The sequence below is a fragment of the Clostridium sp. D5 genome (assembly GCF_000190355.1).
Taxonomy (GTDB): Bacteria; Bacillota; Clostridia; order Lachnospirales; family Lachnospiraceae; genus Faecalicatena; species Faecalicatena fissicatena_A.
Window position 1 is genome coordinate 304989 of the sequence record NZ_GL870809.1, and the last position, 26366, is coordinate 331354.

General features: G+C 45.5%; 25 protein-coding genes and 1 other annotated feature. Of the genes, 16 read left to right on the plus strand and 9 right to left on the minus strand.

Going from position 1 to position 26366, the window contains the following annotated elements:
* The first annotated feature begins 439 nt into the window (after nt 1–439).
* On the plus strand, nt 440–571 hold the full coding sequence (locus HMPREF0240_RS24890; protein ID WP_242833283.1) for an AAA family ATPase: 132 nt from the start codon (nt 440–442) through the stop codon (nt 569–571).
* A gap of 387 nt (nt 572–958) precedes the next feature.
* Here the strand turns inward: HMPREF0240_RS24890 and HMPREF0240_RS01280 are convergent, their stop codons facing one another.
* The 9 genes from HMPREF0240_RS01280 to HMPREF0240_RS01315 form a co-directional block, all read right to left on the minus strand.
* Nucleotides 959–1900 (minus strand): tyrosine-type recombinase/integrase, encoded by a 942-nt coding sequence (locus HMPREF0240_RS01280; RefSeq protein WP_009001648.1) that lies wholly within the window; start codon nt 1898–1900, stop codon nt 959–961.
* Between the two features lie 571 nt (nt 1901–2471).
* Complete coding sequence (gene rfbC / locus HMPREF0240_RS01285) at nt 2472–3080, minus strand: dTDP-4-dehydrorhamnose 3,5-epimerase (RefSeq protein WP_009001649.1); 609 nt, start codon at nt 3078–3080, stop codon at nt 2472–2474.
* A gap of 53 nt (nt 3081–3133) precedes the next feature.
* The gene (gene rfbD, locus HMPREF0240_RS01290; protein WP_009001650.1) at nt 3134–4021 is read right to left on the minus strand and encodes a dTDP-4-dehydrorhamnose reductase; all 888 of its coding nucleotides are present in this window, start codon (nt 4019–4021) and stop codon (nt 3134–3136) included.
* 30 nt (nt 4022–4051) lie between these two features.
* The gene (rfbB, locus tag HMPREF0240_RS01295) at nt 4052–5080 is read right to left on the minus strand and encodes a dTDP-glucose 4,6-dehydratase (RefSeq protein ID WP_009001651.1); all 1029 of its coding nucleotides are present in this window, start codon (nt 5078–5080) and stop codon (nt 4052–4054) included.
* A gap of 81 nt (nt 5081–5161) precedes the next feature.
* Nucleotides 5162–6058, minus strand: coding sequence for a glucose-1-phosphate thymidylyltransferase RfbA (gene rfbA, locus HMPREF0240_RS01300; RefSeq protein WP_009001652.1), 897 nt, complete (start codon nt 6056–6058; stop codon nt 5162–5164).
* Nucleotides 6059–6213: 155 nt separating this feature from the next.
* Nucleotides 6214–7410 carry a methyltransferase domain-containing protein gene (locus tag HMPREF0240_RS01305; protein WP_009001653.1) on the minus strand — a complete coding sequence of 399 codons (1197 nt, stop codon included), beginning with the start codon at nt 7408–7410 and terminating at the stop codon, nt 6214–6216.
* A 210-nt stretch (nt 7411–7620) separates the two neighbouring features.
* On the minus strand, nt 7621–7764 hold the full coding sequence (locus tag HMPREF0240_RS24230; RefSeq protein WP_157134222.1) for a hypothetical protein: 144 nt from the start codon (nt 7762–7764) through the stop codon (nt 7621–7623).
* Nucleotides 7765–8117: 353 nt separating this feature from the next.
* Nucleotides 8118–10628, minus strand: a complete 2511-nt coding sequence (locus HMPREF0240_RS01310; RefSeq protein ID WP_009001654.1) for a membrane protein — start codon at nt 10626–10628, stop codon at nt 8118–8120.
* Nucleotides 10629–10718: 90 nt separating this feature from the next.
* Nucleotides 10719–12830 (minus strand): MMPL family transporter, encoded by a 2112-nt coding sequence (locus tag HMPREF0240_RS01315; protein WP_009001655.1) that lies wholly within the window; start codon nt 12828–12830, stop codon nt 10719–10721.
* Between the two features lie 163 nt (nt 12831–12993).
* On the opposite strand from HMPREF0240_RS01315, the gene HMPREF0240_RS01320 reads away from it, so the two are divergent.
* The 15 genes from HMPREF0240_RS01320 to araA all read left to right on the plus strand — a co-directional run bounded on the left by HMPREF0240_RS01320 (nt 12994) and on the right by araA (nt 26139).
* Nucleotides 12994–13599, plus strand: a complete 606-nt coding sequence (locus HMPREF0240_RS01320; RefSeq protein ID WP_035312217.1) for a TetR/AcrR family transcriptional regulator — start codon at nt 12994–12996, stop codon at nt 13597–13599.
* A 152-nt stretch (nt 13600–13751) separates the two neighbouring features.
* Nucleotides 13752–13901 carry a 50S ribosomal protein L33 gene (gene rpmG / locus HMPREF0240_RS23695; RefSeq protein WP_009001657.1) on the plus strand — a complete coding sequence of 50 codons (150 nt, stop codon included), beginning with the start codon at nt 13752–13754 and terminating at the stop codon, nt 13899–13901.
* Nucleotides 13902–13923: 22 nt separating this feature from the next.
* The gene (gene secE, locus HMPREF0240_RS01325) at nt 13924–14124 is read left to right on the plus strand and encodes a preprotein translocase subunit SecE (protein WP_009001658.1); all 201 of its coding nucleotides are present in this window, start codon (nt 13924–13926) and stop codon (nt 14122–14124) included.
* A 25-nt stretch (nt 14125–14149) separates the two neighbouring features.
* Nucleotides 14150–14668: a transcription termination/antitermination protein NusG gene (gene nusG / locus HMPREF0240_RS01330; RefSeq protein WP_009001659.1), complete on the plus strand. Its 519-nt coding sequence runs from the start codon at nt 14150–14152 to the stop codon at nt 14666–14668.
* Between the two features lie 52 nt (nt 14669–14720).
* Nucleotides 14721–15146: a 50S ribosomal protein L11 gene (gene rplK, locus HMPREF0240_RS01335; RefSeq protein WP_009001660.1), complete on the plus strand. Its 426-nt coding sequence runs from the start codon at nt 14721–14723 to the stop codon at nt 15144–15146.
* A gap of 98 nt (nt 15147–15244) precedes the next feature.
* Complete coding sequence (gene rplA, locus HMPREF0240_RS01340; RefSeq protein WP_009001661.1) at nt 15245–15937, plus strand: 50S ribosomal protein L1; 693 nt, start codon at nt 15245–15247, stop codon at nt 15935–15937.
* A 906-nt stretch (nt 15938–16843) separates the two neighbouring features.
* Nucleotides 16844–16982 (plus strand) — a sequence feature (ribosomal protein L10 leader region).
* 36 nt (nt 16983–17018) lie between these two features.
* Nucleotides 17019–17603 (plus strand): 50S ribosomal protein L10, encoded by a 585-nt coding sequence (gene rplJ / locus HMPREF0240_RS01345; RefSeq protein ID WP_009001663.1) that lies wholly within the window; start codon nt 17019–17021, stop codon nt 17601–17603.
* Nucleotides 17604–17706: 103 nt separating this feature from the next.
* Nucleotides 17707–18081, plus strand: a complete 375-nt coding sequence (gene rplL / locus HMPREF0240_RS01350) for a 50S ribosomal protein L7/L12 (protein WP_035312220.1) — start codon at nt 17707–17709, stop codon at nt 18079–18081.
* A gap of 310 nt (nt 18082–18391) precedes the next feature.
* Entirely contained in the window at nt 18392–18826 is a 435-nt protein-coding gene (locus HMPREF0240_RS01355; protein WP_157290657.1) for a hypothetical protein, read from the plus strand.
* Between the two features lie 29 nt (nt 18827–18855).
* Nucleotides 18856–20172 (plus strand): potassium transporter TrkG, encoded by a 1317-nt coding sequence (locus HMPREF0240_RS01360; RefSeq protein WP_085959552.1) that lies wholly within the window; start codon nt 18856–18858, stop codon nt 20170–20172.
* Between the two features lie 12 nt (nt 20173–20184).
* Nucleotides 20185–20856, plus strand: coding sequence for a TrkA family potassium uptake protein (locus tag HMPREF0240_RS01365; protein ID WP_009001667.1), 672 nt, complete (start codon nt 20185–20187; stop codon nt 20854–20856).
* A gap of 31 nt (nt 20857–20887) precedes the next feature.
* On the plus strand, nt 20888–22312 hold the full coding sequence (pyk, locus tag HMPREF0240_RS01370; RefSeq protein WP_009001668.1) for a pyruvate kinase: 1425 nt from the start codon (nt 20888–20890) through the stop codon (nt 22310–22312).
* 374 nt (nt 22313–22686) lie between these two features.
* Nucleotides 22687–23796, plus strand: a complete 1110-nt coding sequence (locus tag HMPREF0240_RS01375) for a GntR family transcriptional regulator (protein ID WP_009001669.1) — start codon at nt 22687–22689, stop codon at nt 23794–23796.
* Between the two features lie 51 nt (nt 23797–23847).
* Nucleotides 23848–24534: an L-ribulose-5-phosphate 4-epimerase gene (locus tag HMPREF0240_RS01380; protein ID WP_009001670.1), complete on the plus strand. Its 687-nt coding sequence runs from the start codon at nt 23848–23850 to the stop codon at nt 24532–24534.
* 108 nt (nt 24535–24642) lie between these two features.
* The gene (gene araA / locus HMPREF0240_RS01385; RefSeq protein WP_009001671.1) at nt 24643–26139 is read left to right on the plus strand and encodes an L-arabinose isomerase; all 1497 of its coding nucleotides are present in this window, start codon (nt 24643–24645) and stop codon (nt 26137–26139) included.
* Nucleotides 26140–26366 lie beyond the last annotated feature (227 nt).

A 26366-nucleotide genomic window follows, 5' to 3' on the forward strand; every position in this document is an offset into this window, starting at 1 on the left:
GGTTTGGAAATAATGAATAAATTGACATGCATTTAATAATCAGCACAATGATATGTTAGATAATTAAGAGTATATGAAGAGTGAGTCTAAATACTTAAATAAAAATTCTTTTACGTAATATGCATAATTCAACGGCGCCTAATCCCTGACTATCATAATTTGTCAGAATGCAATATATATATAACTAATTGTGAGAAATAAATAAACAATAAGAAAGAATTTTAGAGAGTTTTTATCTTTAATGTTTAAGATTTGAAGAATAAAAAGTTTTAGCAAAGGAGGGATTTACTTGCCGCGTACAAAAGTGGTTGACACCACACTTGCCACAAATAAAGGCCGCATCAAAAAAATCAAAACATACTTTGCGGTTATAACCAGGAAAACATATAGTTTTTTATTAAAATTATGAGTATTCTTTATACAAATGGAGGTGGTTTGGATGATTTATAGACCAATGTATAAAATTCTTACCGGAGTAAGACGCTGCGGCAAATCAACGATACTAAAGATGATAGGAGAAAAGCTCCGGGAGGAAAAAGGAATTCCGAGGAAGCGTATTATAAGCTATTGATTTGATTCAATGGAATATGAGGATATGACAGCGAAGCAGATGTTTACCGAGCTTAAAGGTAAACTCTCGCCCGAAAGTAAAACCTACCTGTTTCTGCTTTAATGACATATGGATGTGCTGGTAGGAACTATGAGGGTATCAAAATCATGCGTATCGTTGATTTCCTGTTAAGCACAGAATACTAAATTAATAAAAACATAGATTAAGAGTGTTTGCTTTTTAGACAGGCGCTCTTTTTATATCTAAAGAAAGAAGGAATCTGTTTAAGGAAACAAAAACTCCCTGTAAACACTGTAAAAACATGCTCACAGGGGTGGAAGGTTAAAAGCTGTTCCATTTTATAATTTCGGTTCAGTTACCATTCATAATACATTAGGTATGTTTCACTTACTTGGTATTCATAAAGTTCCTCCCATTATACTTCATTAGAACTTCCTTTTTTCTGTTTAAGGAAACCTCTGTATAAATTTGTGTGGTCACAATACTGTTATGCCCCATCAATTCCTGCACATCACGAATGTTAGCGCCGTTATTCAGAAGTTGTGTTGCAAAGCTATGACGGAGGTAGTGTGGGGTTGAATGTGGATTTATTTGGGAAAGTTCTCTGTATTTATAATAAATATTTTCAATACTGAATATGCTCAGGCGGCCCCCTGATTTATTGACAAACATTGCAGAATCTGCCGGTGACATTTCCTGGCGGGTTAGAATCCAGTTATTTAGTTTCTGACATACGATCGGAGAAGATATAAAAAGCATTCTTTCCTTTTTTCCTTTTCCATGTATTAAAACAGAACAGTCTTCCCTGTTATAGTCTTCAACGTCCATAGCAGCAATTTCGCCAATACGAAGCCCTAAACAAAATAGGAGTTCTATAATACACATGTTTCTAATGCAAAGCCGGCGGTGATATTCAGAAGATACCGATTGGAATTCTGCTGAAACAGACGATATCAGGCTTTGTATTTCTGCTTTGGACAGCACCTTTGGCAGATTTTTGGGGATCTGAAACTTTCGGGAAGAAAATTTGAAAAATATTTCATTCATATCAAATTCTTTATTCAGAAAATCGCAATATTGCCTGATAGAAACATATTTGCGGCGAATACTTCGAGGAGATAATTCTATTTCATTTTGAAGATACAAAAAATACATCATGATTGTATCGGCGTCTAAATCACTATAACCACGCATATCAATCCATTTCACCATATTATCAACATCATTTTTGTAAGCATATAACGTTTTGACTCCCAGGTTTCGTTCTATTGAAAGGACTTCTACGAACTCACCTGCAAGCGCCGACTGCTGCCTGTAATTATATTTCATGTTAACCACCTCTCTTTAGTAATCTGTTGTCAGGGATCATCAGAGCAATGCATTGCACGGAGAACGGATTTGGGGATGTGTTAGTTTCATGATTAATTACCTATCGGATTAAAAAGGAACAGATCTATTATTGCACGTTTTCCGTAAATGTTCTATGTAAAAAACAAAATATGTGGACATATGACACATAACTGTTTATTTTCGTTTTGTAACAAAATTATTCTGAATAGTTGGTTTGTTTTCCGACTACTGTTATAAGCAGAACGGTATTTTATGTATATATTAGCCATTCCCACTTACACTATCAGAAGAAAGACGATAAACTCATTTTATGATTTATTATAAAAATTCGGGAAGTATATAGATAGCATTGTTTTATACTGAAAATTTTAAAGAATTATACCAAAGAAAACCATTGAAACAACTGCGAATAAGTATAATAAGATAAAAAAATAACAGCCGCCACACGGCGGCTGATTACACTTTCTAATATTATGTATTTACTAATCATAAAATACATCAGATACAATAACCAGTACTATAAAAGGTACATAAGCCCAGGGGCTCCCCTTTAAAACTTAAAAGTCCCCCTGACCCCATCCCATTTCTGGTCTTTCTCACTCAGCATAAGCCCGGTCCCGTCTTCCAGTCGATACCCCTCAGCGGAAGCATTCCCCTTATACTCACCGACTACCTGCGGCCAGCATACGCCGATCTCCGGGTCATTCCATGCAAGCCCGCCTTCGTCGCCGGGGTGATAGAAGTCCGTACATTTATAACAGAATTCTGCAACATCAGAAAGTACCAGAAATCCATGAGCAAAGCCTTCCGGGATATAAAACTGCTTCTTATTATCTTCTGTAAGTTCGACTCCGAACCATTTTCCGTAAGTTTCTGAGCCGCTTCTCAAGTCTACAGCAACATCAAACACATTGCCCTTAATGACCCGTACCAGTTTCCCCTGGGGAAATTCCTTCTGATAATGAAGACCGCGCAGTACGCCCTTGGACGAGCTGGACTGGTTATCCTGAACAAAATTCATGCCGAGCCCGGCTTCCTCCATATCTTTCTGATTATATGTTTCCATAAAATATCCTCTGGAATCACCGTGGACGGCTGGTTCGATGATACAGAGCCCATTGATGCCGCCAACATTTTTTTCTACTTTAATCTGTCCCATCTTTACCTCCTGATATTGTAAGGCCAAAAGACAATCTTTTGGCCTTTTCACTTCTAAAATTCAATTTCCTGTAAATATCTCCGCACCGCATCCTGCCATGTGGGGAGAAGTGTAAATCCATTTTCAGTCAGCTTGCTTTTATCCAGTCTGCTGTTGAACGGGCGTTTCGCTTTAGATATCCCGTATTCTTCAGTAGTGACCGGTATAAGATTCAGTCTTTCCTCGGAATACTCCTGGCGCCCCATTTCACATGCCTGACGGAAGATTTCTTTGGTAAAATCATACCAGCTGATGTATCCGCCTTCGTTTGTAGCGTGATAGTAACCGTACTTTTCCGTCTCGATCATATCTACCAACAGTTTCGCCAGGTCATAAGTGTAGGTAGGGGTTCCGATCTGGTCGCTGACAACCTTAATCGTATCATGAGTCTTGCCCAGATTCAACATTGTTTTTATGAAATTTTTTCCGTTTTTACCAAATACCCAGGCGATACGGACAATGAAATATTTTTCCAGTGTCTGTGACACGGCCAGTTCTCCGGCCAGCTTTGTCTCACCGTATACGCTAAGTGGTTTATAATCGGTGCAGTCCGGCTGCCATGGCTCAGTACCCTGCCCGTCAAATACATAGTCCGTGGACAGGTAAAGCATCTTGCAGTTGAGGTCTCTGCAGACATCTGCAAGATTTTGCGTGCCAACTGCATTGACCAGGCGAACCTTTTCTCTGTTTTCTTCATCCTCAGCCGCATCTACGGCAGTCCATGCAGCACAGTGAATCACTGCATCCGGACTGGTTTCTTTTACGACGCTGTTTACGGAAGCAGCATCGGTAATATCCATTTCTTCAATATCAACTCCGACAGCCACATGACCCCGTTTGGTCAATTCATTGACACAGTCATAGCCGAGCTGTCCTTTGACGCCTGTTACTAAAACTTTCATATAATCACTCCATTTCATCTGAAAAGCGAATTATATTTCCTGGCGGCTCCCATACATTTGCTCATAATAGTTCTGGTAATCGCCGGAAATAATGTTTTCCCACCATTCTTTATTATCCAGATACCACTGGATTGTCTTTTTAATACCGTCAGCAAATTTGGTCTCCGGAAGCCATCCAAGTTCTCCGTGGATCTTGGTCGGATCTATTGCATAGCGCATATCGTGGCCTTTGCGGTCTGTTACATAAGTAATCAGGCTCTCCGGTTTTCCGAGTTCTTTGCAGATAATTTTAACGATATCAATATTTTTCATTTCATTGTGACCGCCGATATTATAGACTTCGCCTACACGCCCCTTATGGATGATCAGATCGATAGCCTTGCAGTGATCTTCCACATAGAGCCAGTCGCGGACATTTTCACCTTTGCCGTAGACCGGCAGAGGTTTGTCATTTAAGGCGTTCGCAATCATAAGCGGAATCAGCTTTTCCGGGAAATGATACGGTCCATAGTTGTTGGAGCAGCGGCTGATGGTGACTGGCAGACCGTAGGTACGGTAGTAAGCCATTACAAGCAGGTCGGCTCCTGCTTTGGAAGAGCTGTATGGGGAACTCGTATGGATTGGAGTTTCCTCAGTGAAGAACAGGTCCGGTCTGTCCAGCGGCAGATCGCCGTATACTTCATCGGTTGATACCTGATGATAGCGGGTGATGCCGTATTTGCGGCAGGCATCCATCAGCACAGCAGTCCCTTTGATGTTCGTATCCAGAAATACTTCCGGATTTTCGATAGAACGGTCTACGTGGCTTTCAGCCGCAAAATTAACGATCATGTCCGGATGCTCTTCTTCGAATAATTTTTCTACTGCGGCACGGTCCGTGATGCTTTCTTTTACAAAACGGAAATTCGGATTATCCATTACCGGTGCGAGAGTAGAGAGGTTGCCCGCGTAGGTCAGTGAATCCAGGCAGATGATACGATAGTCAGGGTATTTGTTTAACATATGGAAAACAAAGTTGCTTCCGATGAATCCGGCACCGCCGGTTACGATAATTGTCATGGTTATAGTCTCCTTATAGTATATTCTTTACTGGCAGCAGTTATTAATGCGTAACAGTTCAGACTTGTCAGAACTGTTACATTAATGCAGGACATCCAGGAATTTTCCGTCCAGAACGTCTTTCAGGTACTGGCCGTACTGGTTTTTCTTGAAGATTTCATATACCTTCATCATGTCTTCTTTTGTAATCCAGCCGTTCACGTAGGCGATTTCCTCCAGGCATGCAATCTTGCGGTGCTGGTGTGATTCTACTGTTTTTACAAAATTTGTTGCTTCCACAAGGCTTTCGTGAGTTCCTGTGTCAAGCCAGGTGAAGCCCTGTCCGAGCAGCTCTACATTTAAAGCTCTATTTTCCAGGTAAATACAATTCAGGTCTGTAATTTCCAGCTCTCCACGCACACCGGGTTTCAGGTTTTTCGCGTATTCGACTACCTTGTTGTCGTAGAAATACAGGCCGGTCACGCAGTAATTGCTTTTTGGAGCAGCAGGTTTTTCTTCTATAGATACTGCCATTCCGTCGTTATTGAATTCCACGATACCAAAACGTTCCGGATCGTCCACATAATATCCGAAGATCGTTGCGCCTCTGCCGGATTCTGCGTTTTCCACGGCAGCCTTCAGCCGCTTTTTCAGTCCGTGTCCTGCGAAAATATTATCCCCCAGAACCATGGCAACAGTGTCGTTTCCAATGAATTCCTCCCCGATAATAAATGCCTGTGCCAGTCCGTCCGGGCTTGGCTGTACGGCGTAAGTGATCTCCACTCCGAACTGATGTCCATCGCCTAAAAGCTCCTGGAACCTGGGCGTATCCTGTGGCGTGGAAATAATCAAAATGTCGCGGATGCCGGCATTCATGAGCACTGACATCGGATAATAAATCATAGGTTTATCATAGATTGGCAGTAATTGTTTGGATGTTACCATTGTCAGTGGGTAGAGACGGGTTCCGGATCCTCCCGCTAAAATAATTCCTTTCATATGAAATCTCCTTTATCTGTATAAGTTACTGGTATCAAAGATTAGTTGGTTTGCTTCAAGCTGTAAATGTATTATAAAAGGTGACCTTAGGTCACCTTCAAGCCTTTTTATAAATTCTTAAGAATTTTTTGGGAAAACGAAAAATTGTGCAGCATTCAGTATATGGCTTTCTTTGGTGTGCAGATAAATACCCCGGCTTCCTTTGTGATATAGAACCCGCCGGTTGTTTTTTTCTTTACAAAAGACCGGAAATCTGTATAATGTTCCGAAATATACTGATACTGGTTTCCATGGCAGGAAAGAATATAGGATATCAGCGGTTCTGGTTCAGGTATGAGCAAAGAATCTTCATATAATTTCCATGATATATCTGAGAAGAATGTCTTTAAAATATCGGTCCCGTTTTCCCGGCCGAATTTCTCATATAACCTGTCAGCAGAAAGGAAAATCCTTTCATCAAATTCATGGACAAGCTGGCTGACCTCCTCCATGTGACGGGAACTGTATGCACTGCACAAGAAACGGCCGCCTGGTTTCAGTACCCGCTGCACTTCCCGGCAGACCTTCGGGATATCCTCGCAGTAGAAGAGTACATGATTGGCAATCACGAGATCCAGGCTGTTATCCTCAAAGGGGAGATTGTGGCAGTCAAAGGCATCAAAAGAAAAGCGTGAATCCTTTGGACCGATCGCCCTTCGGGCATCGCGCAGCATCCCTTCAGAGATATCGGACAATATGATATGGACATGATCAGGAAGCCCCGAAAGGTTGTCCTTCCAGAGTGTACCGTCACCGCATCCGATTTCCAGTATCTCCATTCCTGGCTCGATCCGGCACTGTTGGCAGATCCACGGGAACCAGCCCTGCGGATTTTGAGAGTAAAGGCTGTGAAGATTGATCCTGGCGGAAATGTTTGATGCATTCTGATATTGATTTTTCAGGCTGTTTTCCATGCTGGTCAGGTGGATCAGATTCAGCATCTGGCTCCAGTCAATATTATGCTCCTTTTGAATCACTTCTGCGGTATCCTGGATTGCTTTTTCTACAAGCTGCATCTGCTCAATCCGATCCTTAACAAGCTTTAACTGAATGTGAAGCGAGTTTAGCATAAAGTGGTAATCGGAATCATCTATGGTCATCTGCCGGATGTCTTCCAGAGAGAATCCCAGGTACTTCAGCAGAAGAATCTGCTGGAGCCGCGCAAAATCGGCGTCTGTATAAAAGCGTGCACCCGATTCTGCAACGAGGGAAGGTTTTAATATATCCTGTTTATCGTAATAGCGGATTGTGCGCAAAGTGACATGAGCCATACGCGCAAACTCACCGGAAGAATAATAGCCTGATTTCTTCATTGTTTTCTATCCTTTCATATTATCGAGCAGCTCGCTGCGAGCCCGCCCGTAGGGCATGGATTACGGTGTGCCCCTGGGTATACTTTATCGAGCAGCTGGCTGCGAGCCCGCCCGCAGGGCATGGATTACGTGTGCCCCTGGGTATACTTTATTCTGCTTATGGTATAATAAAGTATTATAAAGGGAAAACAAGTAGGAGGCAATGAATAATTACTTGTCCATATAACGGCGCAGGAATTTTTCCTGCTGTTCGTCATCTGTCATTCGGTCATAAAGAGTGCTGCAGTGCAGGATGCAAAACAAAACAAAGGTGATCAGACAAAACAAAATTATACCTATAATAAAATAGATCATATAGCCCCTCCTTATGATATTTCTATACATCATATTATATGCAGGGACAAGTATAAATACTCCATGAATTTCATTTTGATGTGGGTTTACAGTGGCCTCTTGGGTATACCTTTCTTGCAGATTCTCTGCAGATCCGCCCGCAGGGCATGGATTACGGTGTGCCCTTTGGACATAAAAAATTCCGGCAGCAGCAAAGCACTGACTTGATCTCAACGGTATATAGCGGTTATTCAGCCGTATGCCGATGGAAGTATAACTGTGTTTAGCTGCTGCCGGATTGTCAGATTCCGTTAAAGAATACTGTGCAGACACAAGTCGCACAAAAGAAACTTATTTCTGTTTCTATGACAAACTTATTTATTTGAAACAAAGATGAATTTCACTTCCCCGTCCATATCATCTGATATTCCGGTGAAATTGGTATATTTTTTTGATGCATCCATCATAGTATTCAGTTTATCAAGCAGTCCATCGAGATCTCCGTCAAATGCGCTGACAAGTTTTTTGATACCTTCCTCGTTGAACTGAATCATGCCTTCATTTAATGTTTTGGCTCCTTCATCCAGTTGCTTCACGCCATCTATTAATGAACCGGAACCAGTCTGCAGTGTCTGAATTCCTGCGGCAAGCGTGCCCGCTCCGATATTGAGTTCGCCTGCACCGGAAGCGATCTGGGATGCCCCGGCAAAGAGACTGGCGGCCCCTTCATTAGCTTCCCCCATTTTTTTGTTCAGCGTTCCTGCACCGGTGCTTATCTGGGAAGAGCCTTCGGATAACTGTTTTAATCCGTCAGCAAGACCGTTTTCTCCAGCGACGCCGCCAAGAACCTGTGAAGTTCCGGCTTTAAGCTTAGAAACGCCCCTGTCCACCTGAGAACTGAGTCCGTTTTCGCCATTGACTCCTTCGTTCAGGGTGCTGATTCCGTCTTTGATGCTGGCGGTCCGGGTAGATGCGTCACCAATGTTAAGCGCTGTATTGAGCGCGGAGGAACCTGCACGGATACTGGAGGTTCCTGTGCTGGGATCACCGGCGTTCAGTGCGTTATTCAAAGCAGAGGCCGCATATTTGATACTTGGCACGCCATTGCCGGGATCACCGTCATTGAGCGCCGCATTCAGAGCAGCTGCCCCGCCTGCAATTCCAGAAGTTGTACCGTCGCCGTGAAAAGCAGAATCGATTGCAGAAGCTCCTGCTGCAACTTGCTGTGCCAGGCCGGAGAGTGCGCTGTTGTCAGCAGCAGGAGCGGCATTTGCGAGGTTATCACGCTCATTTTGTTCGGCCTGAAGGCTGCCAATCACACTCTCCAGAGCTTCCAGGGTACCCTCCGGCAGATCCTCACAGCCCTGTAGTGTGGTTTCCAGTTCCTGTAGTTGTGTAACTTCATCCCAGCTGCTGGTAGTATCTTCAGAAGTCTGATTTGCACCGTTAGCGGAGAGGGCGTTTGCGAGCTGCCAGGCGGCAGATGCCAGATCACCTGTACCTGCGGCCGTCTGTTGTACGCCGCTGTTCAGTGATGCGGCTCCTGCGGCCGCCTGCTGCGTACCGGCGTCCAGGGCAGCAGCCCCGTCACTGACCTGTTGAATTCCTGCATCCAGCGCCGCGGCGCCTGCAGCAGTCTGTGCGATTCCCTCATTCAGGGCAGAAACTCCCTGGCATAAAACAGGGAGCTGTGCACCGAGAGACTTCTGCATCTCCTGGACACCGGCATCCAGTGCCTGAATTCCCGGAAGGAGCTCGCCTGAAACCTTGCCGGATACCAGATTCAAGCCTGTATTAAGTTCTGCGGCTCCGGAACTTAATGTGCCGGTTCCGTCCAACAGCTTTGAGGTGCCGTCCGCCAGGGAAGCACTGCCGTCTTTGAGGTCATTGCTGCCTGCAGCCAGTGTATCTGTTCCATTCTTCAGTGTGCTGCTGCCTGCTGCCAGCTGTCCGATGCCGTCTGTCAGTGTTCCGGAAGAGGAGAGCAGCGTATCCAGCCCGTTTTTCAGTTCACCAGAACCGTCCACCAGCTGATTTGCAGAATCCTGCAGTTTGGTCATAGAACTTTTCAGGTCGTTCAGATCATCCAGTTTATCTGTTTCCAAACTATTGAAAATATCATTTGTTGCGATTGTAATTCCCTCCACGGCATCGTACTCTGCAACATCGGCCTCAAGTTCAAAGTAATCCGGTATATTTAAATCTGTTACGCCCAAATTTTCCTTTACCTGCGGAAGACCCATGCCAAGAGCCATATCTCTGTCGCCATCGGAGACAAGCTTACCGTTTGTGACCTTGATATTGGTGAACTTATCGGCATTCAGTATCAGTCCGGTCACCATCAGGAATGGTGTATATTCGCTGTCGGATCCCCCTGTTGTATTCTGATACTGATATCGCATGATCAGATGGCCGCTTTTTCCCTGCAGCTCGTCGGCGCTGATTGACTTGCCGTCCAGCGTGTAAGTGATTTTAACACCTACCGGCAGCGCTTTACTTGTCGTTCCCTGATAGCAGATGTCCTTGCTGTCCCCATCCCAGGTCAGGCCGTTGCTTTTCTGGGAAAATGTTTCATCACCTTTGACATTTTCTATGTTTTCCAGCGTGGAAACATCTTTAATTTTTGTTTCATTTTTCAAATTTTTCAGCTGGTCGGATACCGTAACAGAAGTAACGGTACCGCTGCCGTCTATTTTGGCATAAACGGTTTCGTCTTTTAACGGTTTGATGTCAGATGTGGACTTTTTAGTGTCTTTGTCTGCAGAATCCTCCGTTTTGGCCGTGTTTTCCTTTGCATAGCAGGTGACAGGCGCGGCCAGTGTGCCGGCCACCATGGCCATAGCCAGTGTAATTGCTACCAGTGTTTTATATTCTTTGTTTTTCATATCAGTTTACCTCCTCAATAAAATCTGGTTGACTCCATTAATTATATCTTACTCTTTGGCCTGACCACAGACCCGCCCTCAAGGGGACTGTCAGGCATTTGCGCAGGCCTTATCGGCCGTTTTATCTTTCTTCTTAGTACAGATACGCATATCCTTTGTAGTGGCACAGATCAACTTATCAAATACCATCAGCATGGACGGCAGGATGAAGATGACAGTGAGCATACTGATGATTGCGCCCCGCGCCATCAGAGTACATAATGCAGATATCATATCAATATCCGAGTAGAGCCCCACTCCGAATGTTGCTGCAAAGAAGCCCAGTGCAGAAACAATAACCGAGCTGACGGAAGCTGAGACTGCAATCCGTATGGATTCTTTTTTCTCTTTTCCCCTGCAGCGTTCTTTTTTGTATCTGGTAGTCATCAGAATCGCATAATCAACGGTTGCGCCCAGCTGAATAGTTCCAATGACAATGGATGCGATAAACGGCATCTTCGTCCCGGTAAAATACGGGATTCCCAGATTAATAAAGATTGCGAACTCAATGACGGCCACGAGGATAACCGGCAGTGAGATGGATTTAAACACAAGTGCAATAATAATAAATATGGCAATAATGGAGATTGCGCTGACTACCTTAAAGTCTTTATCAGTAATTGTAATCAGGTCCTTTGTACATGGCGCTTCCCCGATCAGCATAGCAGAAGAATCATATTTTTTTACGATATTATTCAGTTCAGTACACTGTGCATTTACCTCGTTGGTTGCAACCTTATATTCGGACTGTACCAGCATCAGCTGCCAGTTTCCCGATTTTAAAGTCTCCGTCAGTTCATCCGGAACAATATCCCGTGGAATGGCGGAGCCGAGGAGACTGTCAAGCCCGAGCGCGAATTTGACGCCTTTTACATCGGACATATCATTCAGCATTGCTTTAGCATCCTTGGCCGGAAGATCCGCATCTGCAAGAACCATATGGGTGGCATTCATGTCAAATTCGTCTGCCAGTTTGTCGTTTGCCTTGATACTTTCCAGATATTTTGGAAGAGTTGCATCCAGGTTGTAGTATACCTCCGCTTTACTGTATCCCCAGAGAGCCGGGAAGAGCAGTATCACGAAAATGAGAATGAATGCCTTAAAATGTTTGGTTATAAACTTAGCGGGCTTCTCCATACCCGGTATGATAGAACGGTGCGTTGTCTTCTGGATCAGTTTGTCGAACACGAGCAGGAAGGACGGCAGGATTGTAACACAGCTGATTACGCCGAAGATAACTCCTTTTGCCATAACAATGCCCAGATCCCTGCCCAGTGTAAAACTCATAAAACAAAGTGCAATGAAGCCCGCTACTGTTGTGACGGAACTTCCGATTACAGAAGAAAATGTATTGGAAATCGCGTGTGCCATGGCGCGTTCCTTATCTCCGGGGAATCGCTGCTGGTTCTCCTGATAACTGTGCCACAGGAAGATGGAGTAGTCCATCGTAACTCCGAGCTGCAGCACCGCACTCAGCGCCTTTGTAATATAGGAAATCTCTCCGAGAAAATAATTCGTTCCCATGTTATAAAGGATTGCCATTCCAATACTCAGCATGAAGAACAGGGGCAGTATCCAGCAGTCCATGAATACAGAAAGTATGATGCAGCTCAGGATCACGGCAATCAGTACATAGATCGGAGTTTCCTTTTCGGAAAGCTGTTTGATGTCAGTGACCACGGCCGACATACTGCTCAGGTAGCATTGTTTATTCGTAATGCTCCGGATTTTTGTTATGGCATCCATCGTACTGTCCGCGGATGTGGTATCATCAAAGAAAATTGCCATCAGTGTGGCATCGTCTGTCTTAAATACATCTTTTAGTTTGTCGGGCAGAATATCGATCGGCATGGAAGTGTCTGCAATGGAATCATACCAGATTACATCCGCGACTCCGTCTACGCTTTCGATCTTTTCCTTTACTTCCGCCACTTCTTTGGTATTCATGCCTTCCACAACTTCCATTGCAAAAGCACCCTTGCCAAATTCATCCATCAGGATGTTCTGCCCGGTCATTGTATCAATATGATCGGGCAGATAATAAAGTATGTCGTAGTTGACTCTGGTCTTAAGGAATCCCAAAGCCGAAGGTATCAGAAGTAAAATTCCGAGTATCAGGATAACGCCCCGATACTTTACTATTTTTTTACCTGCTTTCACCATGTGTAATGCCTCCCTTTTTAAATTATGACCCTTAGTCATTTTCAAGACTAAAAGTAATATACAGCAAAAATGACCAAAAGTCAATAATATTTGAATAAAAAGTTGACTTCTGGTCATTATTAAATTATAATAGAAAAAAATCATCGAAAGAGTGGGGAATATTATGGGAAAAGTTGACGAAAACAAGCAGCAGAAATTAGAGTCACTGTTTCAGAGTGCATATGACTTGTTTCTGACACAGGGCATTTCCAAGACATCGATCCACGACATCGTTCAGAAAGCAGGAGTGGCAAAGGGGACATTTTACCTCTATTTTAGAGACAAGTATGAGATACGGGACAGGCTGATTGCCAAGACGGCGGGACGGCTTTTTATGTCGGCACACGATGCACTGGATAAGGCGCAGATACCTGAATTTGAGGATAAAATCATTTTTATCGTAGATTATATTCTGGATGAGATGGGCAAAAACAGGGCAGTTCTCCGGTTCATTTCCAAAAACCTGAGCTGGGGCATATTCAGACAGGCGATTACCAAGAATGAAGCGGATTCCGAGATGGATGTGATGGCATTCTTCACCAGGATGGTAAAGGAAAATCCGGATGTCAAACTGAAAGCGCCCGAGACCATGCTTTTCCTTATTATAGAGCTTGCAAGTTCCACGTCCTACAGCACCATACTGGAGAACGATCCGATCAGTTATGAGGAGCTGAAGCCCTATCTGAATGAAAGCATCCGTGCGATCATAAGAAATCATGTCGTTGAATAGCCTGAATTGGCGAAAAGGCTTGACTTCTGTCCGCTGGCTGTGGTACAATGCTCTAGCGAATGGAAGTAGGTCTTTTTTTTATGCCTAAATTTTGATGGCTTCGCAACCATCATGTAACACGTAGTGAATAAGAAAAAAGCGAGGTGGAAGTTGTGCGCACAAGAATCACACTGGAATGTACAGAATGCAAGCATCGTAATTACAACATGACCAAGGATAAGAAAGCTCATCCGGACCGCATGGAGACTAAGAAGTACTGCAAATTCTGTAAATCACACACACTGCACAAAGAAACGAAATAGTCGTTGGAAGGAAGTGGATGGCATGGGTGAGAAAACAGCAAAAACTCAGAAGAAGAGCTGGTTCAAAGGGCTTCAGGCAGAGTTTAAGAAAGTCATTTGGCCAGACAAAAAAACACTTGCAAAACAGACCACGGCAGTCGTTTCAGTTTCCTTATTATTGGGGGTATTGATTTCCGTAATCGATGCAATCCTGAAATATGGAATTGATCTGTTAGTTAAGTAAACAGCCGCAGCAGAAAGGTGATTTTATGTCAGAGGCAAAATGGTATGTAGTTCATACCTATTCCGGGTATGAGAACAAAGTAAAAGCAAATATTGATAAGGCAATTGAAAATCGTCATCTGGAAGATCAGATTCTGGAGGTCAGAGTTCCTATGCAGGAAGTGATCGAACTGAAGAATGGTGTCCAGAAAGCAAGCCAGAAGAAGATGTTTCCGGGCTACGTCATGATTCATATGATTATGAATGACGATACCTGGTATGTAGTTCGTAATACCAGAGGCGTGACCGGCTTTGTTGGTCCCGGATCCAAACCTGTTCCGCTTGAGGAAGAGGAGATGAACAGACTCGGAATCAGGCAGGAAAACGTCATAGTTGAGTTTGCAGTAGGCGATGCCGTGACCGTGCTCAGCGGTGCATGGGAAGGGACTGTGGGAGTCATTCAGTCATTGAATGAACAGAAACAGAGCCTGTCTATCAATGTAGAGCTGTTTGGCCGTGAGACACCGGTCGAACTCGGTTTCGCAGAAGTAAGAAAGATGGATTAAAAACCGTGGGAGGGATTCATATCCCGCCAATACCACAAGGAGGTAATTAAAAATGGCAAAAAAAGTAGAAGGTTATATTAAATTACAGATTCCAGCTGGTAAAGCTACACCAGCACCACCGGTAGGTCCTGCACTTGGACAGCACGGTGTAAATATCGTTGAATTTACAAAGCAGTTCAACGCAAGAACAGCAGACCAGGGAGACCTGATCATTCCTGTTGTTATCACAGTATACAACGACAGAAGCTTCAGCTTCGTGACAAAGACACCGCCGGCAGCAGTTCTGATCAAGAAAGCCTGCAACATCAAATCCGGTTCAGGTGTACCGAACAAGACAAAAGTTGCTACGATCACAAAAGCTCAGTTAGAAGAGATCGCAAAGACAAAGATGCCGGACTTAAATGCTGCAACAATCGAGGCAGCTATGAGCATGGTAGCAGGAACATGCCGTTCCATGGGTGTAGTTGTTGAAGAATAGTAGATTAAGTAAGGTATTTTCGAGCTTAGTACACTTAACGAAGTTGAAATAAGTGGGAGGGGCACGATCCCGCCAATACCACAAGGAGGTTATTTAAGATGAAACGAGGAAAAAAATATATCGAAGCTGCAAAACTGATCGAAAAGGGAAACCTGTACGAGAAGGCAGACGCAGTATCATTAGTTAAAAAATCAGCAGTAGCTAAATTTGACGAAACAATCGAAGCTCATATCAGAACAGGTTGTGACGGACGTCATGCAGACCAGCAGATTCGTGGTGCAGTTGTACTGCCGCACGGAACAGGTAAAAAGGTTCGCATCCTTGTATTTGCGAAAGATGCAAAAGCTGAAGAAGCTAAGGCAGCAGGAGCAGATTATGTAGGAGGAGACGAACTGATCCCGAAGATTCAGAACGAGGGATGGTTTGAATTTGATGTTGTCGTAGCTACACCTGACATGATGGGTGTTGTTGGACGTCTCGGACGTGTACTCGGACCAAAAGGTCTGATGCCAAACCCGAAGGCTGGTACAGTTACAATGGATGTAACAAAAGCCATCAACGACATCAAAGCAGGTAAGATTGAGTACAGATTGGACAAAACAAACATTATCCATGTGCCAATCGGTAAGGCATCCTTTACCGAGGAACAGTTAGCGGACAACTTCCAGACGCTTATTGATGCAATCATCAAAGCAAAACCGGCAGCTGTAAAGGGTCAGTATTTAAAGAGTGTAACACTGACATCTACAATGGGACCTGGTGTAAAAATCAACCCAATGAAGCTGGCTTAATCCAATTTGATGACATAGTAAATATATTAAGGTCTCGCCCTTTGGGGCGAGGCCTTTTTTTGATGGGGGTGGGGCGCTAAGGCCGAGGTGTGTCCTGCTCCTGCCGGGGCTGTGCATGCTGTTTCTGGATCCTTTCCGTTCACGGAGAAGATGTAGGTGGAAAAACAGGGGGAAGGGAGGGACTTGCCGCATTTGGCCCGAATGCCGATGCATTCACGCCGCAGGCGGCAACAAAATTTTTTCGGTGAAAAAAATTTTGCCCTCCCTTCCCCTGTTTTTCCGCCAACATCTTCTAACCGCTTACTCTACGGACTCAGAAACAGCATGCACAGCCCCGGCAGGAGCAGGACACACCTCGGCCTTAGCTGCGTTCATCCAATCGGGAGGAAAATGCCTGCCCCGGTGGGGTGGCGAATACGGGGGCAGCGTATTTGAGCGGGCTATGCGGGATTTGGTTCTGGTGTGAAGTGGTATGAACGTCCCGTGCAGCCCACCCACATCCGCCGCTCCCGTATTAGCCCCCCATGCATTCAATTTTAACTACCGTTTGGATGCACCAGCTCTATGACAGGGACAGGGAGAAGGGGACGGAGGTGTATATGTGTTTTCGAAGTGCTGGAGCGCGCTTACTGATTCTAGAAAAACCGCTGCCGGAAATGCGGGGAAAAACGTGATTCCGAATCACGTTTTTGGGGAACCCAGCGTGAGAAATCATCAGATTTCTCATGATGTGTTCCCCCGTACCCGCATTTCCGGCAGCGGTTTTTCCTAGAATCAGTTAGCAAGCGGGTGCACTTCGAAAACACATATACACCTCCGTCCCCTTCTCCCTATCCCTGTCATAGAGCGTCCCTCATTCAAAATTATCTAAAAATCTATTGACAAGCTAACAATTTAATGCTAATCTAATAAAGCAATTGACTGCCGAAGACAGCAGGTGCCGTAAGGCATAAGTTTAAAAACGCCTGCCGAGGAAGATCATGATTCTTAATGTGAATTATTGAGCCTCTGTGTCTTGGGACATGGGGGCTTTTATTTTTGGCAGTACACGCACAAATAAAATAAGGAGGTGTACCAGAACGTGGCAAAAGTTGAATTAAAACAACCAATCGTAGAGGCAATTTCAGAAGAGATTAAAGACGCTCAGTCAGTTGTTCTTGTTGATTACCGTGGATTGACAGTAGCTCAGGACACAGAACTTCGTAAACAGCTTAGAGAAGCAGGTATCATTTACAAAGTATACAAGAACACCATGATCAAGAGAGCGATTGAAGGAACTGAGTTCGAAGGACTTACAGATTGTCTGGAAGGACCAAGTGCCATCGCGATCTCTAAAGAAGATGCAACAGCACCGGCAAGAATTATTTGCAAGTTTGCAAAAGACGCTCAGAAACTTGAGTTAAAGGGTGGTGTAGTTGAAGGTAATGTATATGACGTAGCTGGATTGACAGAACTGTCCAAGATTCCTTCAAGAGACGAATTACTTTCCAAACTGCTTGGAAGTATCCAGTCACCTATTACCAATTTTGCTCGTGTTATCAAGCAGATTGCAGAGCAGGGCGGCGCAGACGCATGTGTAGCTGAAGAGGCTCCGGCAGCAGAGGAAGCTCCGGCTGAGACAGCAGAAGCTCCTGTGGCAGAAGCAGCAGAGACACCGGCTGAGTAAGCCGATATGGATTCCCTGAGAATTCGGTGGGATCAAAAGACAGACGTTAAAACTAAGAGGGACAGAGAGCCCGCACAAATAATCTAAAATGGAGGATATTAAAATGGCTAAATTAACAGCAGCTGAAATGATTGAAGCGATCAAAGAATTATCAGTATTAGAATTAAATGAGTTAGTAAAAGCTTGTGAAGAAGAATTTGGTGTATCTGCAGCAGCAGGCGTTGTAGTTGCAGCAGCAGGAGACGGAGCAGGTGCAGTAGAAGAGAAAGATGAGTTCGATGTAGAGCTCGTATCCGCTGGATCTTCTAAGGTTAAAGTAATCAAAGTTGTTCGTGAAATCACAGGACTTGGATTAAAAGAAGCGAAAGAATTAGTTGACGGAGCACCGAAGGTAGTGAAAGAAGCTGTTTCTAAGGCAGAAGCTGAAGAACTGAAAGCTAAACTGGAAGGTGAAGGAGCAGAAGTTAACCTGAAATAATTGGAGACTTTTGTTACGGATATGTTCATATGCAGCCATATTTGCAGTAATACTGCGGATATGGCTGTTTTTAGTTCATAGGAAATTTACTGGAAAAAACCTGTTAAATTTAACGTTCTGTTTTGGGATTGACAACTTGAACTTTCAGCCCTATAATGCATATATCTAATATAAAAGAAATACAGTGTCAGAGAAGCATTATAGTGTGTCTGAACATACATCGCACCCGCCTGAATGTCCCGCTAAGAGGAACGGTCAGCCGGGAACATGAATTATGAAACACACTCTGGAACAGGCAGGAGTAAAAGATATGAAGATGAAAAGTGAAAATAAAATAATCATTGTCGTCTGTTTATTTACTGTACTGTTATTTACTGTGAGCCTGCTCCTTTCAGGGCATTTTACATCAAATGTGCAGCACAGGGAGCATTCCGCTTTGGGCGGGACACAGATCAGCCGTGCAGAGGGACGGCTGGCGGATTCTGATGTATCTGACAGGGGGACGCGGTCCGCCTCTTTTACTGTAGGCAGGGAACAGAGCTCTAATTTCTGGAACCTGAAGGTAAAGATCTATTTTAATTCTATTTTGGCTGTTTTATTCAAAATAGCTGTAATTCCGTGCGTTATTTTATGGGTGTTCCATTTTGAGCGGAATGTGAATACAATTCTATGGAGGATTGTATTTGGATTTCTGCATGAACAGGATGGAAAGAAAAGAACAGGCGCTTTCTGTGCAGTTTTATAATTTAAGTACGAAAGGAAGCGTAAATTATTGTGAATTTCATATTGCAGGCGGGAAAAGAGTTTTTTAAAAAGCAATCGCCGGCCCGTTTGATTACGCTGGGGTTTGCCTGCGTGATTCTTTTGGGGGCCATATTACTGAAGCTGCCGGTATCTGTCAGAGAGGGGGCAGAGGTGCACTGGATTGACGCATTATTTACATCCACCAGTGCAGTGTGTGTGACAGGCCTGATTGCGATTGATACGGCGGAGCATTTTACCGTATTCGGCAGAACGGTTGTAGCGCTGCTGATACAGATCGGCGGCCTGGGTGTTACTTCCGTGGGCGTGGGAATCATTCTGGCGGCAGGGAAAAGAGTCGGATTCAAGGAGCGGCTGCTTGTAAAAGAGGCCCTGAACGTGAATGGATTTAAAGGCATGGTAATGCTTGTAAAGTATGTGCTCCTGATGACTCTGTGTTTCGAGGGAGTCGGCGCAGTTTTAAGCTATTTTGTGTTTGTACAGAAATATTCGCCGCTGGATGCACTGGGCATCAGTATGTTTCATTCAGTTGCCGCATTTAACAATTCGGGATTCGATATTTTAGGAGGCCTGACAAACCTGATACCATATCAGGATAATGTGCTGCTGAATCTGACAACTTGCGGTCTGATTATATTTGGAGGACTCGGTTTCCTGGTAATATTAGATGTGCTGAGAAACAGAAGGTTCCGGCGGCTGGCGCTTCATTCCAAGGTGGTAATTCTGACCAGTATTGCATTGCTTACAGTGGGGACGCTGTCACTAAAGTGCACGGAGGACATTACCTGGCTGGGAGCCTTTTTCCAGAGTGTTTCTGCCAGAACGGCGGGGTTTTCCACGTATCCGATCGGAAGCTTTACTTCTGCGGGGCTTTTTGCTCTGACAGTGTTGATGTTTATCGGGGCCTCACCCGGATCCACAGGAGGCGGTATCAAAACAAGTACACTGTTTGTGCTTCTCAATATTATTAAAAGCACGGCTACAAACCAGCACTGCACGGCATTTAAACGTAAGATTCCGGAAAAAGTGGTATTTAAGGCGTTTATCATTACACTGCTGTCGCTGATTGTAGTATGCGGGTCTACATTTATCATGTGTATACTGGAGCCGGAGTATTCCTTTATGCAGCTGCTGTTTGAATGCACATCAGCCTTTGGAACAGTCGGGCTTTCAACCGGCATTACGCCGGATCTGAGTGTGGCAGGTAAAATGGTAATCATACTGACGATGTTTATAGGCAGACTGGGCGCGCTTACCATTGTGACGATGTGGAGCTTTAAACAGCCGTCCAGCGCAGTATTTACCGAGGAAAATATTACAATTGGTTAGGAGTTGAAGAGGATGTTAAAAGAAGGATTATCAGAAAGTTATGGGATTATAGGTTTGGGAAGATTCGGGACGGCATTGGCCCGGAAACTGGCTGAGGCAGGCAGGGAAGTGATTGTGGTGGACCGGAGTGAATATAAAGTAAAGGAACTGCGGCGCTATACGGATTTTGCGTATGTAGCCGATGAGCTGACCAAAGAGGTGCTTGAGGAGATCGGAATTCAGAACTGCGATACAGTTGTGGTCTGCATTGGAGAGAAAATCGACACCAGTATACTTGTGACGCTCAATGTTGTGAATCTGGGCGTAAGACGGGTGATAGCGAAGGCAATCAGCAGGGATCAGGGAGAGGTGCTCGAGAAGATCGGAGCAGAGGTTGTATATCCAGAGCGTGACATGGCTCTGCGCCTGGCTAAGAAAATGTTGGTCAGCAGCGTGATGGATTCTATTACACTGGACAATAATGTGGAGATATCGGAGGTTATGGTGCCTCCAAGAGTCATAGGAAAGAGCGTGGAGGATGTGCGGTTCAGACAGAAAACCGGGCTGAATATCATTGCGATTGAACATAAAGGAAAAACGGAAACGGAGATCAATCCGGATTATATATTTGCAGAGGGGGATATACTTGTTGTGATTGGAAAATCGGAGAATGTCAGCAGATATGAGGGCAGTCTCCTGGCTTAAGAAAGCTGGCAGAAGAAAGGTGGATTTTGGGATGCGGAAAACAAAGATAATCTGTACGCTGGGACCGGCTACTGACCGGGAAGGCGTTCTGGAGCAGATGGCCAAAGACGGGATGGATGTAGCAAGATTCAATTTTTCTCACGGAACATACGAGGAACAGAAAAAACGTCTGGACGAATTGAAGGCAGTCAGGGAGCGGCTGGATAGGCCGATTGCTGCTTTGCTGGATACAAAGGGACCGGAGATACGGCTCTGCAAATTTAAAGAAGGCAGGGTGGAACTCAGCGAGGGACAGGAATTCATGCTGACCCCCAAAAATATAGAAGGAACCAAGGATGTTGTATCTGTTACTTATCCGGATTTATATAAAGATGTAAAACCAGGGGACAGCATTTTGATAGATGACGGCCTGGTGGGGCTGGCAGTGGAGCGGATAGAAGGATCCTCTGTCTGCTGCAGAGTTGTAAACGGAGGCGTTATTTCGGACCATAAGGGAGTGAATCTTCCCGGAGTCAATGTGAATATGCCGTTTATCAGCCAGAAGGACCGGGAGGATATCCTGTTTGGAATTCAGGAAGGGTTTGACTTCATTGCCGCATCGTTTACACGTTCGGCGGAAGATGTGAATGAGATCCGGCAGATACTGAACGAAAATGGCGGAGAATTTATCAATATAATCGCGAAAATTGAAAACCAGCAGGGTGTGGACAATATAGACAGTATTATTGAGGCTGCGGACGGCATTATGATAGCCAGAGGCGATATGGGGGTAGAGATCCCGCTGGAGGATGTTCCTGTGATACAGAAGGCTGTCATCGGCAAGGTGTACAACGCAGGAAAACAGGTGATTACAGCGACACAGATGTTGGACTCCATGATAAAGAACCCCCGTCCTACGAGAGCGGAGACGACGGACGTGGCAAATGCAATCTACCAGGGGACAAGTGCGATCATGCTGTCCGGGGAGACCGCAGCAGGCCGCTACCCGGTGGAAGCACTGCGCACAATGGTTAGGATAGCAGTGCGGACGGAGAGTGATATTGATTACAATCAGCTGTTCAGTATTCGCAGCCGGGAGAGCCGGACGGATATGACGACTGCGATTTCTCACGCAACGTGTATGACGGCTATTGACCTGCGGGCAAAAGCGATTATAACAGTGAGCAAGTCGGGCCATACAGCGCGTATGATTTCAAAGTACCGACCGGGATGCATGATTGTGGGCTGTTCACCGGATGACCATACATGTCGCCAGCTGAACCTTTCATGGGGTGTTCTGCCGGTTCACATTCGGGAGGAGTACAGTATGGAAATTCTGTTTCTGCATGCCACGGAAGCGGCGGAGAAAAAGGGCTATGTACAGAATGGAGAAGTTGTTGTGCTTACAGCGGGAGTGCCCCTGGGAAAATCGGGCAATACCAATCTGCTGAAAACCACATTGGTCGGCGAATATTAATGATTTTGGCTGATTGCGGTTCATTGCGGTTGCCTTTGGTTTTGCTTGGATTTACAAAGTTTACTGTGTAATGTACAGTCTTTTGGATTACTTGTACCGGTATTTTTAAGTACCTCACTTCGAGCGGACCGAAAGGATATGAAATAATAAGTTGCCTCATTCGTAAAGTGGACGATAAGCTTTATGAATGAGGTATTTTATATTGTATGGCAAAGTTGTATGTATACAACTTGGAATGTGATATGCACAGGTTACAAAAAAATGATCAAAGTTGTACGTACATTTATGAAAGACTCCGTCTTGAATTTCAAAATAATGTATTATAAAGTTATAGTATAAACGAGATCGGAAATATAGCTGGGAAGGAGGAACTTATGGCTGACGAAAAGGCGAAATACGAGGAGATTGCTGACCGGATTATAAGCGAGATGGAACAGGGAAAGCTGAAGCCGGGGGAACGGATCTACTCGGAAAATGAACTGGTTTCTCTGTTTCAGGTGAGCAGACAGACGGCGAGGCATGCGGTATCTGTTCTGGAAGCGCGGGGCGTTGTCAGAAGGGTCAGAGGAAGCGGTACTTATATAAGAGGGCAGGAGAAACAGGTGGACGCAAAGCGCAGCAGGACGATGCGGATTGCTGTTATGACAACTTATGTGGACGAGTACATTTTCCCCAGCATGCTGAGGGAGATGGAGGCCAGATTGTCCCGGGAAGGTTATACGCTGCAGATTTCATTTACTTACAATGCAGTGGAAAAAGAGCGGATGATTCTGAACGGATTTCTGCGGGAGGACTCTGTGGATGGGATTATCGCGGAGCCCACGAAAAGCGGGCTGCCGAATCCCAATCTGGATATTTACCGGGAGCTGCAGAAAAGGAAAGTGCCGGTTCTGTTTTTAAACAGTTATTATCCCGGTCTTCAGGGCGTACATGTGAGCCTGGATGATTATCTGGCAGGGCGCATGGTGACGGAGCACCTTCTGCAGTGCGGGCACCGGAAGATTGCGGGGATATTTAAATCCGACGACGGGCAGGGGCACCGGAGGTATGCGGGCTATGTGGATGCCCTGATGGCGGGGGATATCAAAGTGAAGGGAGAGCGGATTGCCTGGATAGATACGTGTGAGCTGAAGGAAATGCAGGAGGACCAGGGCAGGTACATGCGAAGACTTCGGGGGTGCACGGCCTGCGTCTGCTACAATGACGAGGTTGCCAACCAGCTGGTTGGGATATGCAAGGGGGCGGGGATACGGATCCCGGAAGACCTTTCCATTGTGGGAATAGATAACTCCGATCTGGCCGGACGTTGTGAAATACCGTTTACCTCGGCACAGAATCCCGTAAAAGAACTGGCAGGCCTGGCGGCGGCCGGGATGCTGCAAATGCTGGAAGGCGCTGAGACGGCAGAAAGTATAGAGCTGAAACCGAAAATGATAGTCAGAAAGTCTGTGCGGATTCTTTCGGAACCCGGAGAGCTTTATTAAATATAGAAAGAAAACGGTTGAAAAAGAAAGGGCAATAAGGAGGAAGTAAAAATGCTGGAAAAGCTGAAACAAGAAGTCTATGAGGCAAACATGCAGCTGCCGAAGTATGGCCTGGTGACATTTACCTGGGGGAATGTAAGCGGCCTGGACAAAGAGACCGGGATGTTTGTCATCAAACCGAGCGGTGTGGATTATGACAGGCTTACCCCGGAGGACATGGTTGTCATGGATCTGGAGGGGAACAAAATAGAGGGGAAATACAATCCATCCTCGGACACGGCGACCCATCTGGAGTTGTACCGTGCATTTCCGGAGATCGGAGGAATCGTACACACCCACTCTTCCTGGGCAACAAGCTGGGCGCAGGCAGGGCGCGGAATTCCCTGTTATGGCACGACACATGCAGACTATATGTACGGAGAAATTCCATGTGTCCGGAACTTGACAAAAGAAGAAATCGACGAAGCTTATGAGAAGAACACAGGAGTTCTTATTGTAGATTATTTCAAGGAAAAAGACTATATTTCCATGCCTGCCGTACTCTGTAAAAATCACGGTCCATTCACCTGGGGAAAAGATGCACACGATGCAGTGCATAACGCTGTTGTCCTGGAGGAGGTAGCGAAAATGGCCGCCAGAAGTGAGATGATCAATCCGCAGGCAATACCGGCGCCGCAGGAGCTTCAGGACAAACACTATAACAGAAAGCATGGGGCAAATGCCTACTATGGACAATAATTTAAGAATATTCTGAAAACGGAGTGCAAGGGGGTCAGACCCCTCTGCAGAGGGGTCTGACCCCCTTGCGGTAAACTTTTTGCATTCTTACGAAAAGGAGGAGTTATCATGAAACAGAAACAGTACAAATTTTGGTTTTGCACAGGCTCTCAGGACTTATATGGAGATGAATGTCTGTCGCATGTGGCGGAGCATTCCAGACAAATTGTGGAGGCGCTGAACAAATCGGAGGCAATTCCGTATGAAGTGGTATGGAAACCTACGCTGATTACGAACGAATTGATAAGAAAGACATTCAATGAGGCAAACATGGATGAAACATGTGCGGGTGTGATTACCTGGATGCATACATTTTCTCCTGCGAAATCCTGGATCCTGGGGCTGCAGGAATACAGAAAACCGCTGCTTCATCTTCACACACAGTTCAACGAGGAAATCCCGTACGACACGATTGATATGGACTTTATGAATGAGAACCAGTCTGCCCATGGGGACCGGGAATATGGCCATATCTTCAGCCGGCTTGGTATGGAACGCAAGGTAGTGGTTGGTTTTTGGGGGGACAAAGCGGTACAGGCTAAGATTGGCTCATGGATGCGCACCGGAGTGGGCGTGATTGAGAGCAGCCATGTGCGTGTTATGCGTATAGCAGACAATATGAGAAATGTAGCTGTCACAGAGGGCGACAAGGTAGAAGCTCAGATTAAGTTCGGCTGGGAAGTTGATGCTTATCCGGTCAATGAGATCGCAGAGGCTGTTGCTCAGGTTTCCAGGGGAGACATCGATGCACTGGTAGAGGAGTATTATGATAAATATGAAATCCTTCTGGAAGGAAGAGATGAAAAGGAATTCAGAGAGCACGCGGCCGTACAGGCCGGTATTGAGATTGGATTTGAACGGTTTCTGACAGAGAAAAACTATCATGCAATTGTAACCCATTTCGGAGACCTCGGCAGCCTGAAGCAGCTTCCGGGCCTTGCAATCCAGAGACTGATGGAAAAAGGCTATGGATTCGGCGGTGAGGGAGACTGGAAGACCGCAGCCATGGTACGTATTATGAAGATTATGACCCAGGAAATGAAAGATGCGAAAGGAACCTCTTTTATGGAGGATTATACCTACAACCTGGTGCCTGGAAAAGAAGGAATCCTGCAGGCCCACATGCTGGAAGTGTGTCCGTCTATTGCGGACGGCCCGATCAGTATCAAGGCACAGCCGCTCAGCATGGGAGACCGGGAAGATCCTGCACGTCTTGTGTTTACGGCAAAAGAGGGACCGGCGGTCGCAACGTCTTTAATAGATCTGGGCGACAGATTCCGCCTGATTATCAATAACGTAGATTGTAAAAAGACCGAGAAACCAATGCCGAAACTTCCGGTTGCAACTGCATTCTGGACGCCGCAGCCGAACCTGCAGACAGGCGCGGAGGCATGGATTCTGGCAGGAGGGGCGCATCATACCGCATTCTCCTATGACCTGACAGCGGAACAGATGGGAGACTGGGCGGCTGCCATGGGGATTGAGGCCGTTTATATTGATAAAGATACGACAATCCGCCAGCTGAAAAATGAACTGCGGTGGAACTCTCTCGCATTCGGAAAGTAGAGGACTAACGTACGCGGCGGCGGCTTGTGATATCCGGCCTGCGTCGGTGGCGGGCAGCTATGTGCCAAACGCCTTTTGTACCGCCCCGCAGGAACCGGATATAGGTGCTGCTGGAAGCGGGGCCGCGAAGGCTGGCCGGAGTAAAGTAAAAAATAAGGAAAACCGGGGCAACCTGGCCACATCACGTGAAGCCTTGATGGCTTCACGCGCTGGGGCCAGGAAAACTC

Excerpts from the sequence above, each read along its gene's own strand:
- HMPREF0240_RS24890 (WP_242833283.1), top strand. The coding sequence starts at position 440 with ATGATTTATAGACCAATGTATAAAATTCTTACCGGAGTAAGACGCTGC.
- HMPREF0240_RS01280 (WP_009001648.1), bottom strand. The coding sequence starts at position 1,900 with ATGAAATATAATTACAGGCAGCAGTCGGCGCTTGCAGGTGAGTTCGTA.
- rfbC (WP_009001649.1), bottom strand. The coding sequence starts at position 3,080 with ATGGGACAGATTAAAGTAGAAAAAAATGTTGGCGGCATCAATGGGCTC.
- rfbD (WP_009001650.1), bottom strand. The coding sequence starts at position 4,021 with ATGAAAGTTTTAGTAACAGGCGTCAAAGGACAGCTCGGCTATGACTGT.
- rfbB (WP_009001651.1), bottom strand. The coding sequence starts at position 5,080 with ATGACAATTATCGTAACCGGCGGTGCCGGATTCATCGGAAGCAACTTT.
- rfbA (WP_009001652.1), bottom strand. The coding sequence starts at position 6,058 with ATGAAAGGAATTATTTTAGCGGGAGGATCCGGAACCCGTCTCTACCCA.
- HMPREF0240_RS01305 (WP_009001653.1), bottom strand. The coding sequence starts at position 7,410 with ATGAAGAAATCAGGCTATTATTCTTCCGGTGAGTTTGCGCGTATGGCT.
- HMPREF0240_RS24230 (WP_157134222.1), bottom strand. The coding sequence starts at position 7,764 with ATGATCTATTTTATTATAGGTATAATTTTGTTTTGTCTGATCACCTTT.
- HMPREF0240_RS01310 (WP_009001654.1), bottom strand. The coding sequence starts at position 10,628 with ATGAAAAACAAAGAATATAAAACACTGGTAGCAATTACACTGGCTATG.
- HMPREF0240_RS01315 (WP_009001655.1), bottom strand. The coding sequence starts at position 12,830 with ATGGTGAAAGCAGGTAAAAAAATAGTAAAGTATCGGGGCGTTATCCTG.
- HMPREF0240_RS01320 (WP_035312217.1), top strand. The coding sequence starts at position 12,994 with ATGGGAAAAGTTGACGAAAACAAGCAGCAGAAATTAGAGTCACTGTTT.
- secE (WP_009001658.1), top strand. The coding sequence starts at position 13,924 with ATGGGTGAGAAAACAGCAAAAACTCAGAAGAAGAGCTGGTTCAAAGGG.
- nusG (WP_009001659.1), top strand. The coding sequence starts at position 14,150 with ATGTCAGAGGCAAAATGGTATGTAGTTCATACCTATTCCGGGTATGAG.
- rplK (WP_009001660.1), top strand. The coding sequence starts at position 14,721 with ATGGCAAAAAAAGTAGAAGGTTATATTAAATTACAGATTCCAGCTGGT.
- rplA (WP_009001661.1), top strand. The coding sequence starts at position 15,245 with ATGAAACGAGGAAAAAAATATATCGAAGCTGCAAAACTGATCGAAAAG.
- rplL (WP_035312220.1), top strand. The coding sequence starts at position 17,707 with ATGGCTAAATTAACAGCAGCTGAAATGATTGAAGCGATCAAAGAATTA.
- HMPREF0240_RS01355 (WP_157290657.1), top strand. The coding sequence starts at position 18,392 with ATGAAGATGAAAAGTGAAAATAAAATAATCATTGTCGTCTGTTTATTT.
- HMPREF0240_RS01365 (WP_009001667.1), top strand. The coding sequence starts at position 20,185 with ATGTTAAAAGAAGGATTATCAGAAAGTTATGGGATTATAGGTTTGGGA.
- pyk (WP_009001668.1), top strand. The coding sequence starts at position 20,888 with ATGCGGAAAACAAAGATAATCTGTACGCTGGGACCGGCTACTGACCGG.
- HMPREF0240_RS01375 (WP_009001669.1), top strand. The coding sequence starts at position 22,687 with ATGGCTGACGAAAAGGCGAAATACGAGGAGATTGCTGACCGGATTATA.
- HMPREF0240_RS01380 (WP_009001670.1), top strand. The coding sequence starts at position 23,848 with ATGCTGGAAAAGCTGAAACAAGAAGTCTATGAGGCAAACATGCAGCTG.
- araA (WP_009001671.1), top strand. The coding sequence starts at position 24,643 with ATGAAACAGAAACAGTACAAATTTTGGTTTTGCACAGGCTCTCAGGAC.